This window comes from Sphingobacteriales bacterium, from assembly GCA_016706405.1.
In the GTDB taxonomy this organism is placed as follows: Bacteria; Bacteroidota; Bacteroidia; order Chitinophagales; family UBA2359; genus BJ6.
Genome location: JADJJT010000002.1, coordinates 1366765 through 1380961 on the forward strand (window position 1 = coordinate 1366765; position 14197 = coordinate 1380961).

Annotated in this window: 9 protein-coding genes; 3 read left to right on the forward strand and 6 right to left on the reverse strand. The window is 42.3% G+C overall.

From position 1 onward, the window contains the following. Positions 1–27: 27 nt before the first annotated feature. Genes IPI59_11595 through IPI59_11605 form a run of 3 tightly spaced genes read left to right on the forward strand, consistent with a single transcriptional unit; the run spans position 28 to position 7500 of the window. Positions 28–357 carry a hypothetical protein gene (locus IPI59_11595; GenBank protein MBK7528173.1) on the forward strand — a complete coding sequence of 110 codons (330 nt, stop codon included), beginning with the start codon at positions 28–30 and terminating at the stop codon, positions 355–357. Continuing rightward, positions 345–4877: a hypothetical protein gene (locus IPI59_11600; GenBank protein MBK7528174.1), complete on the forward strand. Its 4533-nt coding sequence runs from the start codon at positions 345–347 to the stop codon at positions 4875–4877. The genes IPI59_11595 and IPI59_11600 overlap by 13 nt, the downstream gene beginning before the upstream one ends. 55 nt (positions 4878–4932) lie before the next feature. Further along, positions 4933–7500 carry a gliding motility-associated C-terminal domain-containing protein gene (locus IPI59_11605; protein ID MBK7528175.1) on the forward strand — a complete coding sequence of 856 codons (2568 nt, stop codon included), beginning with the start codon at positions 4933–4935 and terminating at the stop codon, positions 7498–7500. 196 nt (positions 7501–7696) lie between these two features. Here the strand turns inward: IPI59_11605 and IPI59_11610 are convergent, their stop codons facing one another. The 6 genes from IPI59_11610 to IPI59_11635 form a co-directional block, all read right to left on the reverse strand. Continuing rightward, a complete protein-coding gene (locus IPI59_11610) occupies positions 7697–9091 on the reverse strand; it encodes an NADH-quinone oxidoreductase subunit N (protein ID MBK7528176.1) in 1395 nt (464 codons plus the stop codon). Positions 9092–9194: 103 nt separating this feature from the next. Then, entirely contained in the window at positions 9195–10640 is a 1446-nt protein-coding gene (locus IPI59_11615; protein MBK7528177.1) for an NADH-quinone oxidoreductase subunit M, read from the reverse strand. A gap of 143 nt (positions 10641–10783) precedes the next feature. Further along, positions 10784–12667: an NADH-quinone oxidoreductase subunit L gene (nuoL, locus tag IPI59_11620; protein MBK7528178.1), complete on the reverse strand. Its 1884-nt coding sequence runs from the start codon at positions 12665–12667 to the stop codon at positions 10784–10786. A 53-nt stretch (positions 12668–12720) separates the two neighbouring features. After that, a complete protein-coding gene (gene nuoK, locus IPI59_11625) occupies positions 12721–13050 on the reverse strand; it encodes an NADH-quinone oxidoreductase subunit NuoK (protein MBK7528179.1) in 330 nt (109 codons plus the stop codon). A 33-nt stretch (positions 13051–13083) separates the two neighbouring features. After that, positions 13084–13599 carry an NADH-quinone oxidoreductase subunit J gene (locus tag IPI59_11630; protein ID MBK7528180.1) on the reverse strand — a complete coding sequence of 172 codons (516 nt, stop codon included), beginning with the start codon at positions 13597–13599 and terminating at the stop codon, positions 13084–13086. A gap of 35 nt (positions 13600–13634) precedes the next feature. Beyond that, positions 13635–14192 (reverse strand): NADH-quinone oxidoreductase subunit I, encoded by a 558-nt coding sequence (locus tag IPI59_11635; GenBank protein MBK7528181.1) that lies wholly within the window; start codon positions 14190–14192, stop codon positions 13635–13637. Positions 14193–14197 lie beyond the last annotated feature (5 nt).

Sequence of the window (14197 nt, forward strand, 5' to 3'; positions counted from 1 at the left end):
AATATTACGGTAACGGTAAACGCAACAATGAATCCAAATTTAATAACGCCACCTGTTTTATGCGAAGACGATGCCGTGCTTGACCTTAATTTGTATGACGACAATGCACTACCCGGTGTATGGAGCGGAACAGGTGTTACTGGCACTACGTTTAACCCTGCTGGCTTGGGTGGGCAAACAATTACCCTAACATACGACCCTGCTGACCCATGTGCAAACAACGGCAATATAAATGTAACGATAAACGCTTTGCAAGTACCAATATTATTGGCTCCTGCGGCTTTATGTGCCAATAGTCCTGTACTCGATTTAAGTTTGTATGATGATGATAATTTTGTAGGTACATGGTCGGGGTAGGGGTTTTCGGGAATAGTTTTGACCCATCAATAGCAGGTACAGGCAATCATGTAATAAGTTTTACCCCCTCCGGATCTTGCGTGGCCGCGGCAACTATTAATATTGTAGTAAATCCAACTACTACCCCTGTTTTAGGTACCCCGCCTATTTTATGCGATGATGATGCTTTACTTGACCTAAACTTGTATGACGATGATTTATTTACCGGCGTATGGAGTGGTACTGGAGTTAGCGGTACTAATTTTGACCCTTCGGGCTTGGGTGGGCAAACAATTACCCTAATTTTTGACCCTGATGGAGATTGCAGCCTGTCGGCAAGTATAGACATAGAAGTAAAAAATAGCTGGACACCGAATGTTGGTCAGCCCGGCCCGTATTGCGAAGGCGACCCAATAATAGATTTGAACACGTTTGAATTACCCGGATATGACGGAACTTGGACGGGTTTGGGTGTTGTAGGAGCTGATCAGTTCGATCCTTCTTTGGCTGGTGTGGGCAACCATGCGCTTACCTTCACCGGCAATACACCGCCGCCGGATGTATGTCCTAAAACTGTAACGATTAATGTTGTGGTAAATCCATCAAGCCAACCTGTTTTAGGGACTCCTGCTCCTGTTTGTGCTACCGATGCACCCATTGACCTGACTGTTTTTGAAGATGCAGCCTTTACCGGCGCATGGAGTGGTATTGGAGTTAGCGGTACTAATTTTGACCCTTCCGGCTTGGCTGGGCAAACAATTACCCTAACTTTTGACCCTGATGGCGACTGCGGCCTTTCAGAAAACATTTCCATTTCCGTTATGACGCCTGCTATTCCTAATTTAACACAGCCTAATCCGTTGTGTGTAAGTGATAACCCCCTTGACCTTAACAACTACGATGACAATAGCTTGCCCGGCACTTGGAGTGGCATAGGCGTAACAGGTACTAATTTTGACCCAAGTGTTTCCGGTGCAGGTACGTTTACCATTACTTATACACCTTCGGGGGCGTGTACACAAGTTGCCACCTTAGATATAGTTGTAAATCCGGATAATATTCCGGTGCTAACAACCCCACCTCCAATTTGCGCCACAGATCCGGCATTTAGTTTAATTCCCTATCAGGATATTAATTATACGGGCACCTGGTCGGGTTTAGGTGTTATGGGCGGTAATACGTTTAGCCCCTCGGCAGTTATACCTGGCAATTATGTGCTAACTTTTTCGGCTATTGGGGCTTGTGTAGCTGATGCTACAATTATGGTTACTGTAATTCCGGCAGCCACGCCTGTTTTAACAAGTTTTGGCCCTTTGTGTGATAATGATGCGGTAGTTGATTTAACTTTGTATGATGACGATGCTTTTACGGGAACTTGGTCGGGATTAGGCGTAGCAGCTAACATTTTTGACCCCAGCGTGGCAGGTGCCGGCAATATTACCTTAACATTCACGCCATCGGGCGGCTGTGGTGCACCCGCTTCTATTGATGTTGTTATAAATGCTGCCCCTGTGTTGAGCTTAACTACACCGGCGGCATTATGCGCAGGTGCGCTTGCTTTTGACCTTACCCCATTTGCCTCGCCAACCGGGGGTAGCTGGGCTGGGCCAGGTGTTGCTGGAACTGCCTTTGACCCGGCAAATGGAAATATTGGGGCTAATTGGTTGGTTTATTCCCTAAGCCAAAATGGCTGCACTACTACCGACAGTATTAAGGTGGTTGTAAACCCCAATAGCGACCCAATTTTGACCACACCACCGGCGCTTTGTGCAAGCAGCGGCTTAATTGACCTTTCGCCTTACGAAGACCCCAATTTTGCCGGCCAATGGTTGGGTAGTGGGGTAGTACTTGGCTCGCAGTTTGACCCTGCCGGCTTTGCCGGGCAAACAGTAACCATTACTTTTGACCCCGATGGCAACTGTGGCAATACCGCCGATGTAAACATTACAGTTTATCCGTATGTTTCGATTAATTTAGTTTATGGCATTCAAACTATATCGGCGTTAAACTGCAATGCCCCATTTGATTTAAATATATGGTTGAGCGATGCCAATGGCAACCCTTTGGCTAATCCGGTATGGTCGGGAGGTGGTTTTGTAGATGCATTGGGCTTGTTTACGCCTTCCGGATTAAGCCCCGGAAATTATACTGCTACTTGCCTTGTTACCGACCCAATTAGTGGCTGTTCGGCCTCAATGGATTTATATATCCAAATAAACGAAGTATTACCGCTATTGGTTACAGGCACAACTATTTGTGCGAACGACCCGGCTTTTGATTTGTACAGTTTAGTATTGCCCGGCTCGGCAAACGGCGAATGGTCGGGCTTGGGTGTTAGTAATGGCATTTTTGACCCCGCCTCGGTTAGCGGTCAAACAAGCGTAACGCTTACGTATTCGGCTATTTGTAATGATGCGTCGCTAATTGATATTTCTATGGGTTGCCCTGCCGATTATGTGCCGGTTTGCGGTTGTGACGGCGTTGATTACTCTAATGCTTGTATAGCTTATTATTATGGTGGAGTTACGGCCTATATACCTGGCCCGTGTGGATTATACCCTTCAAATACAATAGGAAACTGTGGGCAAAATCCGGAAAATATAACTATTATTATCGAACCGCTATTAAGTGCCGCCACGCAAGCTCCGGCTATAACAAAACTTTGTAATAACGGTAATAATCCAAACCAAATTGATTTAGATGATTTAGTTGTTGGAGATATGGGTGGGATGTGGTCAGTAAGTCCGGACGGAACTATTGATGCTGGAAATATTTTTAATGCAACCGGATTATCAACCGGTATTTACACGTTTACTTATGTTGTTACAGGCAGTTGTAACACCGACCAAACTACGCAAACTATCGAAATTATTGATTGTGATATTAACTGTACCGAAAGCGCTGCTATAAACCCGCCAACACCTATTTGTGCTTTAGCGGGCAATACGCTTGACCTAAATACTTTGATAACAGGCACCCCCGGTGGCACCTGGGCTATTTTACCTGCTGTGCCGATTAACGCCGGCTCAATTATTGACGTTAGTGCTTTAAACGGAAATTATGCAATAACCTACACTGTAACCGGCGCCCCTGGATGCCCCGATGTAAGCGAAACCGAAACCTTAACTGTTCAGTTGCCACCCGTTGCCGATATAAATCCGCCGACAGATCCACTTTGCCAAGGCGATGTGTTGGATTTAGACGATTTGTTAGCTGCCGGAACGGGCACAAATGGCGTTTGGAATACCACCGCGCCAGCAGGTACTATAGGAGCAGGTAATATATTTAATTCATCCGGATTAGCCGAAGGCAGTTATACCATAACCTATGGTTTATCTGGTTTGGGTGTTTGCCCTGATGATTTGTCGTCTCAAACAATTATGGTAGTAGTGCCAACTGCAAATGCTGGCATTGATTTAGATGTTTGCGGACTTTCTACCACGCTCAATGCCTTGGGCGATGCGGGTACATGGACAGTTGTGGCTACGCCTTCGGGGACGGCAACTGCCAATTTTAGCTTCCCTAATGCACTAATTACCAATGTAACTGTTATCGAGCCGGGTGTTTATACCTTTAACTATGCCGGCACTAAAAATAATTGCACAGCTAACGACCAGGTAAATATTAATTTTGTTGCGCCGCTTAATGTGCAATATACTACAATTTGCGCTGCCGATGAAACCACTTACGACCTTGAAATTACTGTTTCGGGCGGTGTGCCCCCTTATAACTTAGTGGGGGCTACTTTTATTGGCACGAACCCTTATGTGGCTAATTTTGCCAGCAATACGCCTTTTAATATTGCGATTGACGATGCTAATGCCGTTTGTCCGGAAATAATAATATCCGGAAATAAAGATTGTAGTTGCCAACCCACTGCAACTGACCCAATTGTAGTCAATCCAAATTTAACCTGGTGCGAAAACGAAGCAATTCCCAGTTTTACCATTGCGAATTTGGGCGATACTTATTATTGGTTGGCCAATATTAATGACGATATTAGCTTGGCAATAGCCACTGGAAATAGTTTTACACCTCCGGGAATTGGCACTTATTGGGTTGTAGCGCAGTCATCGGGTGGATGCTTGAGCAATGTTGTTGAAATAACAGCAAACGAGTTGCCTGTGGGCACAATGACGGTAAAATCGCCGTATGTTGTTTGCGAGGGCGATGTGATTGGCGTATTAGTATTGCCCACAACTTTTGATGGTAGTATTAGCTGGACAAGTGCCGATGGCTTAGATAATGGCAGCAGCAAGGCCGGATTTTTGCCTGTGCGCTCTTTGCCTGGCATTTACCAATATTTTTTAACTGAAACCTACACCGACGGCACCTGCACAAGCGCGCCAACACCTGTTGAATTGATAATTAACGCCAAAGGGAAACCCAATTTGCCCCCTTTGCCAAATTTATGTGATGATGCCTCGGTGGTAGATTTAACTGATTTTAATGACCCTAATTATGAGGCTGGTACATGGACAGGTAATGGGGTAGGAAATAATTTATTTGACCCCAAAACTGCCGGATTAGGTATTTTTTGACCTAATATTTACACCCGCAGGCGCATGTTCAGAGGCTGATACTGCCCAAATTGAAGTGATAGATTGTTCGGCTTGCTTTACTGTTACCCAAAAAGCGCAGGGCGCAACAACTATTTGCAGTGGTCAACCTGCCGACTTGCCTTTTTTCGAGGCTTCGGTAATTATTAGCGACCCATCTAATTTTACTGGCTTAACCTGGTTTGAAGACCCCGCCCTTACTAAACCCGTTTCGGCTGCATTTTGGCAATTTACCGCCCCCGATAATTGTATTTTACAACAAAAAACCTTATATTTGGGAGCTGCTTGCGCCTTGCTAAGCCAACCAATTTTAGCCGGAGATATTACCGTAGTTATTAACCCACCGTTTGACAGTAATTTGCTGACGCTAAATACTCCGGCTGATTGCGAAATACCAACAATCAGCACCAATTGCTCTATTTATAAAATTACACCGATTAGTGTTCCTATCGTCATTAATCCGGGCGATAATGGCAATGCTACATGGAGTGTTACTTTAAACACAACCGCCGGATGTTGGACTGAGTTTGTTGATATTCCGTATAACTGCCCCAATATTTGTCCCCAGGCTAATTTAGTGCAAACCGCTCCGGCATTAAGCTGCGACGGCGATATTATTAACCTCGAAATAGCTATAACACCCGCCAACGCCCTTCTTAACACCGATTATTCGGTTCAATGGTACGAAAACGGAAACCCTATTGCTGGAGCTACTAACCTAACGTACAGCACAACTGCGCAGGCTCAAACCTGCAACGAAATTACAAATGCGTACAGTGTGGTTATTAAATGCCTAAAAACTACCGACCCCGACATAACCCTCGATGCGGGGCAGGTAATTATACCACCTAAATTCGACCAGGCTAATTTAACAATAACAAATGGTTTATGTGGTACTTTGCCAAATATAACCTCCGGATGCAGCACCTACACAATTACCCCTATAAATGTGCCAACTATAATTAATCCGGGTGAAACTGGCCAAGCAGAATATCAAATTTCCGGAAATTGTTTTCTCGAAACGGTATTCGTTGATTACGCCTGTCCCGATGTGTTGTGCCCTACTGTTACTACTACTTTATCGGGCAGTATTAAGTTTTGCGATGGGAATGCACCCGCTGATTTCTCTAATTTTGAAGGTCAGATAATTATTAATGATCCCGACGCCCAAGCGAATGGTTTTGAATGGTTTAAAGATGTAAATTTAACACAAACCGTAAATCCGGATGATTTTGTTTATAATGGAAATGGGTGCTCGTTACCCATAGATACGGCTTATATAGCCTTGTTGTGTAAAGATGGCTCAAAAATTAAGGCCGGATGGTTGAGCGTTGTTGTTTATGTAGCACCTGTTAATATTGTGCAGCCTAATCCTTGTGTCCTTGTTGTTGCCAGCGCCTGCCCGCCCGGCAGTGTTGTTGTAGAGTATTTGCAAAGCAACGGCACCTGGGCTGCTGCGCCCGAGGCCGGCACTATTACCGCAAACTGGCGCGCTTACCTTCCATTTGCACCCGACAATGACAACGATGGTCAGCCCGATTGCATAACAACTGGCACCAGCACCATTCCGGAAAATAATTTAACTGTAAATGCTGGCCCCAACCAAACCATTTGCCAAGGACAGTTGGCAGCACTTGTGGCCACCATATCGGGCGGACAAAACCCCAATTCCGGTACTTGGACAACAAATGACGGAGGTAGTTTTGACGATGCGAATGCAGCCCTTACCAATTTTAATCCGGATGCTGGCGCAGGCGTTTATACCCTTGTGTTTACCGTTTCAGACGAATGTTACACGGCATCAGATGAGGTTGTAATTACCGTATTGGGCAATACATTAACCGTAAACGCTGGCCCCGACCAAACAATTTGCCAAGGCGAGCCTATTAATTTAAGCGCTACCATAACAACAAGTGGTGGCAACGCCACAGGCCAATGGACGGCATCGGTAGCGGGCTTATTTGATGATGCTAATAATGTAAACGCTATTTTCACTCCTACAAACTTGGATGCAACAGAAGTTTGGTGCTATTTTACGGCTAATGACGTTTGTGGCTTGGCAACCGACAGTGTTTTAATTACCATTTTGCCTAATGTGTTTGTTGATGCGGGCTTAGATAAAATCATATTTTTGGGCCAAACTGCGCAGTTAGAAGCAACAGGTGCAACAGCGTATTTATGGGAAACCGATCCAAGCTTGTCGTGCTTAAATTGTGCAAACCCTATTGCCAGTCCAACGCAAACAACTACCTATATTGTTGCCACCCCCGATGCTTGCGGTAACAGCGATACTGTAACGGTTGTGGTAAACGAAAAACCTATTGCCGAAATTCAAATACCCAGTGCATTTAGTCCCAATAACGATAATATTAACGATGTGTTTAAGCCATTTATTGGCAATGCACCCTTTACAAACTATATATTTGCTGTCTATGACAGATGGGGCAACCAATTATTTGAAACAACTGACCCCGCCGATGGCTGGAATGGCACCTATAAATTTAAAGACTTAGAAGTGGGGGTCTATGTTTTTTATGCTACTATTTGGTTTGAGGACGAGCCACAAGCGCGAAAATTACAAGGCAACGTTACTTTGGTTAGGTAGGTTATTAGCTTGATAATACTAATGCCGGATAAAATGGCGTTGGTATTGCCGAGTTTTTTAAATCGCTGATTTTATAGGCAACTATTATTTTTTTAAAATATAAAACATGGCATTTGCTGCAAAATAGGATACAAGCAAAAAGTAAACAAATTGATTGCGGATTTAAAAAAATAAATCACATTAATTAATATACTAATTAACGCAGCAGACCTAAAGCAAATCCGGGCAGGCCGCTAAGCGCAACAAGTACTAGTATGCCAATAATTAAGACTAATTTATAGTTAGTATCTAAGGTAAAACCTGCAGCAGTTTGGTTTGTTTCATCTACCGAGTAGTTATTAAACCAAGCAGCAATTATGGGTTTAAAATAATAAGCCAAACTAATTGCCGAGTTTATTACGGCTACAACAACTAAAACCGGATAAGCCGACAATGCTTGAGTAAAAACGAAGTATTTACCAAAAAAGCCCGCTAATGGGGGTATTCCGGCCAGCGAAAGCATAGAAATTGCCAAAGCCCATCCGGCCAATGGATGAGTTCGGCCAATATGGGCAAACACTTTAAAGCCAGTTTGCTTGGTTTCGGATTTCCAATACATATAAATTGCAAAAGCACATATTGTTGCTGTTGCATAAGCTAATAAATACCACAACAATGCAATATTGCCGTTGTTTGGGTTGGTGGTTAGTAAACCCATCATCAAATATCCGGCATGAGACACACTTGACCATACCATCATGCGTTTAAATTGCTTTTGGAAAAGCGCACCAAAATTGCCAATGGTAATGGTTAATCCGGATATAATTGCCAAAACATCGGGCCAAATAGTTGTCTCGGTACTAAGTGCGCCTAAAAATAAGCGCGCAAAAGCACCGAATGCGCCAATTTTTACTACAGTGGCCATAAAAGTGGTAATAATGGTTGGACTTCCGTGGTAAACATCGGGCACCCAAAAATGAAAAGGCACTCCACCAACTTTAAACACCAGCGCGCATAAAATTAACAAAACACCTACGTTAAAAAACAAAGGCAGGCCACCTTTGGTTACTGCCTGTTCAATGCCCGTCAAATCAAAATGGCCGGTAGCGCCATAAACTAATGTAATGCCCATTAGCATTACGCCAGTGCTAAAAGCACCCATTAAAAAGTACTTAAATGCCGCCTCGTTACTTAAAAGATTGTCTTTACGGCTACCTACCAACACATACAACGGGATACTCATAATTTCGATACCTAAAAACAGCATCACCAAATGCTCGTATGAAAACAAGCACAAAGCACCAGTTAAACTAAATAGCATTAAACCATAATAATCGCCTAAGGTTTCGTTAGCTTGCTTAAAAGCGTTTCCGGCTAATAATACCACTAAAATTGTTGCAACTATAGCTGTTCCCGAAAAAAGCAGGGAAAAATGGTCAAATGCCATCATGCCAGTAAAAGCAAATGTTGTGGCAAACCAGTCGGCAATTGTAACGCCCAAAGCACCTAATAAACCTAAAATTAATAGGGGTTGTATTAAGCTGCGTTTTTTAAAAAGGCCAGCAAATAAGGCTACCAAGGCAAGCGCGAAAACTATTATTAATGACTTCATGAATGAAATGCGTTGTTGTATTATTTTGGCGTTTTATTGAATGAAATAGGTTATAAAAGGTTCGTTGTTTGGCTGTATTAATTTTTTCCGGAGGAAATAATATTTATTTTGCCAACAATAATATTTTCTGAACAGATGATTCGGTTAAGTTTAAAATAGGTTGGGGATAAACACCTAATAAAAGCACCAAAAAACAAATTCCGGATAAAACCCAAAATTCGCGGTTTTTTACGTCTTCAAAATTGGCAGTTGCCGCATTTGAGTGGCCAAACATAGCCAACTGATATACGCGCAACATATAAACAGCGCATAAAATAATAGTTAGTCCGGCAAACAAGGCTGCAAGTGGTTTATAAATGTATAAGCCATTTAGCAATAAAAATTCGCCTACAAATCCATTTGTAAGTGGTATAGCTACGCTACCCAGTAAAATAATCATAAACATTGCGGCAAATTTTGGCGCATTTTGAGCAATGCCCCCCATATTTGCCAAATTGCGGGTGTTTAAGCGTTGCTCTATAATATGGCCAATAAAAAACAAGCCAACAATATTTATACCGTGATTTAGCATTTGAATAAGCCCGCCTTGTAACCCCTCGGCATTGGCAGCAAATACGCCGGCTGCTATTACGCCTACGTGCGCGATAGACGAATAGGCAATTAGCCGCTTAAAATCCGTTTGTTGAATGGCTATAATAGAGGCGTAAATAATGCCCACCACCGCTAAGAACACAAAAAAAGGTGCGATACTGCTCCACCCTTCGGGGGCTATGGGCAGCATCCAGCGAATTACACCGTAAACCCCCATTTTAAGCATAATACCACTTAAAAGCATGGTGCCGCCTGTGGGTGCCATAGTGTAGGTGTCGGGTTGCCAAGTATGAAAAGGGAATACCGGCATTTTAATGGCAAATGCTAAAAAAAAGCCCAGCAGCACCCAAAAAGCAGTAGCTGGTGTGAGTTGAACGGCGTACAAATCGGCTATATACATGCTATGGTTGCCCGGGGTTTGTAAATATACATACAGCAACGAAACCAGCATAAATAAACTACCAACAAAGGTGTAAAGAAAAAACTTTAAAGTGGTTTTTAGCTTATTTTCGCCGCCCCAACGCACACATATTAAGCTAATTGGCAAAAGCGCAAGTTCCCAAAACACATAAAACAATAAGCCATCTAAGGCAGTAAATACACCCAGCAAAGCGGTTTGCATTAGTAAAACTAAACCATAATACTGCCCGGTGGGTGCTTTTTCTTGCCCCCAGTTGCTGCTTATAATAAAAACAGTTAATAAATTGGTTAGTAATACCATTAACAGGCCAATACCGTCTGCGCCTAAGTGAAAATTGATGCCTGCGCTGGCAATCCAAGGCCATAAGTACTCATAGGCATAATTTCCATCAGATGTATTGTAGTTGGCAATCATCCATCCGGATAAACCTAAATTAGCTATTGTCCCAAGTAATGCAAGGGTTCGGGCGGTGTTTTGCGAGGTAAAAAACACCATCAAAGCTATTACTAATGGAATAAGCAAAACAAATATTATCATATATATAATAGTGTGGGCAAGTTTTGGGGGTTAAATTGATGGATGGAAACGTTTTGAATTATTCGTAATATAATACGGTTACCGGATACAAAAATCAGAGCAAACAGACGATATTAGTTACTATCTCGTAGTGTTTTAATGTTTTATAAAATTAAGCTAAATGTAATAATAGCGATGATACCTAAAACAATACCAAAAAAATAAAATTCGATATTACCTGTTTGCAAACGCCTAAGTCCATCGCTAATTGAAAGGGTAGCACGACCTACGCCGTTTACAAAACCGTCTATAATACTATTGTCTATGATACGAGAAAAAAAATGTGATAAAAGCGTAATTGGTTTTACAAATATTAAATCGTAGAGTTCGTCTATATAAAATTTATTGGCTGCCCATTTTTCCCAGCCTTTGAGTTGGTCGTTTGATTTGGCTAACGAGCCTTTTTGTACGTACCACTGATAATTTAGGTATAGTACTGCTAAAATCAAAGCAGTTGTGAATAGCATTAACAGCCACTCGGTTGAGGCCGACAAGTTTGTTGTTAATGGCGGTATAACCGATTGATACCAATGTGCTAACCAGCTGCCGCTTTCGTGAAAAATAAAGTGTGGCAGGTTTAACAAGCCGCCTATTACACTTAATCCGGCCAATATCCATAATGGTATGGTCATACTTGCCGGGCTTTCGTGTAGGTGGTGTGCTTGCTGTTCGGTACCCCGAAAATTGCCGTAAAATGTTAAAAACAACAACCTTAGCATATAAAAAGCAGTGATGACAGAGCTAACGAGGCCAAAAAACCATAAAACGGGGCTATAAGCAAACACGTTAGCAAGAATTTCGTCCTTCGAGAAAAATCCGGATAATAATGGAAACCCAATAATGGCTAAGGTGCCAATTAAAAATATCCGGAAGGTTTGGGGTAGTTTATCTTTTAATCCACCCATATTGCGTATATCTTGTTCGCCACTCATGGCATGAATTACGCTTCCTGCCCCTAAAAACAGCAAAGCTTTAAAAAAGGCATGGGTTGTTAAATGAAACATAGCACTGGCATAAGCACCGGCACCCAAGGCCAAAAACATTAAACCAAGTTGGCTGACGGTAGAATAGGCAAGAACTTTTTTAATATCGTTTTGACGCAGCCCAATAATGGCAGCAAACAACGAGGTGGCTAATCCTATTAAAGCAACAAAAGCCAAAGCAAATGGCGAGGCGGTGTAAATAACATTAGTCCGGACAACCATGTATATGCCGGCTGTTACCATTGTAGCGGCGTGAATAAGTGCCGATACGGGTGTTGGGCCGGCCATAGCATCGGGCAGCCAGGTATAAAGTGGAATTTGTGCGCTTTTTCCCATTGCACCAACAAATAACAAAATGGCAATTACGGTTAAGGTGGTAGGTGTTGCGGTGGCGACTAAGGTGTTTAGGTTAGCGTAATTTACCGTTCCGATGGTGGTAAAAATTAAAAATATGCCCAATAATAAGCCTAAATCGCCAATGCGGTTCATAATAAAGGCTTTGCGAGCCGCCTTACCGTATTCGTTATTTTTGTACCAAAAGCCTATTAATAAGTACGAGCATAGCCCTACACCTTCCCAGCCTATAAATAAAATTAGAAAATTGTTGCCCATTACCAACAACAACATCGAAAAAATAAAGAGATTGAGGTAGGCAAAAAAGCGAGAAAAACCAGGATCGTGAGCCATATATCCGGTGGAGTAAATATGAATTAAAAACCCAATTCCGGTAATAACTAGCATCATCCACACCGAGAGTTCATCAATTAAAAAGCCCATATCGGCCTGAAAACCACCTGCTTTTATCCAAGTAAACGCTATATATTCAAATGCCTTGTGATTTTGGTGGATATTAAAAAATAAAGCCAGCGAAGCCACAAATGCTCCCAAAACGGTTGCAGAGGCAATTCCACCAGCAAGGGTTTTGTTTAATTTGTTGCCAAAAAGCCCAATAATTATAAAACCTAACAGTGGAAGTAGGGGTATAATAGGTATTAATTGCGACATATTTATTTAAATAAGATAAAGGCGTTGTTTTTAATTTTTTGTTTAATGTGTCTTTACCATTTGAGCTTGTCTAAAAAGCTAATATCAGTTGATTTTGTATTGCGATAAACCATCATTAAAATGGCTAGTCCAACGGCGGCTTCGGCTGCCGCCACCACCATTATAAAAAACACAAAAATTTGTCCGGAGGCATCGTTTAAGTGGGTACTAAATGCTGCCAAAAGCAAGTTTACGGCATTAAGCATAAGTTCGATGCACATTAATATAACAATTGCATTGCGTCTGATAAGTACGCCCATAACACCAATACTAAATAAAATACTGCTAAGTATAAGGTAATGGCTGATTGGTATGGCGTGTAAAAGTAATAAGAATGGGGTCATATAATTTGAGGTAATATTTTATTTGGTTAGCTTTTATTTTGTTGCGTTTTCTGCGTTTGAGTTGCGTTTGCCTATTAATACTGCTCCCACCATAGCTGCCAAAAACAGTACCGATGAAATTTCGAAGGGCACAACAAAGTCGGTAAATAATTTTTGCCCTAAGTTTTTTACCAAGCCGAGGTTGGGGTCATGTTGTGTTGGCAACTGCAGTTGCTCTGAGCCGCGCAACGCACCTAATAAAGTTACTACCAAAAGGCCGCTCGTAATGACGGCAATGGTTTGAATGAGGGACGAGTTTTGCGGTTCTGTATCTTCGTTAAGGTTTAACAACATTAGCACAAATAAAAACAGTACCATAATTGCCCCCGCATAAACAATAATATGTACGATGGCCAAAAATTGGGCATTTAGTAATATATAGTTTCCGGCAATGGTAAAAAAGGTGGCAATTAGGTATAGTACGCTATGAATGGGGTTTTGGGTAAATACCATTAGCAGCGATGTTATAATAGCTATAACGGCAAATATATAAAAAAGAACTAAAAGCATAATATAATAATGTGCTTAAAATTTTTATTACTTTATTAATGTTTGTTATCTAATTGTTTTAGTCGCCAATCTTGCCGCTTGCTAACATCAATTCGTTTATCGTTATCTTCGGGTTCAACCAATTTATCTTTACCATAAATAAACTCGGCGCGGCCATACTCGGTATGCACTATGCGGTCGGTTAAAAAAATAGCTTCTTTGGGGCAGGCTTCTTCGCACAGGCCGCAAAAAATACAGCGCAACATATTTATTTCATAAATGGCGGCGTATTTTTCTTCGCGGTATAGGTTTTCTTCTCCTGGTTTGCGTTCGGCAGCGGTCATTGTAATGGCTTCGGCGGGGCAGGCAACGGCGCAAAGGCCACAAGCGGTGCAGCGTTCGGCACCATTTTCGTCGCGTTTTAAAACGTGCTGTCCGCGATATACCTGACTAAATTCGCGTTGAACCTCTGGGTAGCGCACGGTATTTTTTTTCCGGAAGAAATGCTTCAGGGTAATCCACATTCCACCAAAAATAGCCGGAAGGTATAGGCGTTCCCAGAAGGTCATTTCTTTTTTTCCCACTAATTTTGAGCGGTTGGTAAGCGGTTGCATATGTA

Coding starts and splice junctions, on each gene's coding strand:
- IPI59_11595 (MBK7528173.1), top strand. CDS start 28: ATGAATCCAAATTTAATAACGCCACCTGTTTTATGCGAAGACGATGCC.
- nuoK (MBK7528179.1), bottom strand. CDS start 13,050: ATGACCCCATTCTTATTACTTTTACACGCCATACCAATCAGCCATTAC.
- IPI59_11630 (MBK7528180.1), bottom strand. CDS start 13,599: ATGCTTTTAGTTCTTTTTTATATATTTGCCGTTATAGCTATTATAACA.
- IPI59_11635 (MBK7528181.1), bottom strand. CDS start 14,192: ATGCAACCGCTTACCAACCGCTCAAAATTAGTGGGAAAAAAAGAAATG.
- IPI59_11610 (MBK7528176.1), bottom strand. CDS start 9,091: ATGAAGTCATTAATAATAGTTTTCGCGCTTGCCTTGGTAGCCTTATTT.
- IPI59_11600 (MBK7528174.1), top strand. CDS start 345: ATGGTCGGGGTAGGGGTTTTCGGGAATAGTTTTGACCCATCAATAGCA.
- IPI59_11615 (MBK7528177.1), bottom strand. CDS start 10,640: ATGATAATATTTGTTTTGCTTATTCCATTAGTAATAGCTTTGATGGTG.
- nuoL (MBK7528178.1), bottom strand. CDS start 12,667: ATGTCGCAATTAATACCTATTATACCCCTACTTCCACTGTTAGGTTTT.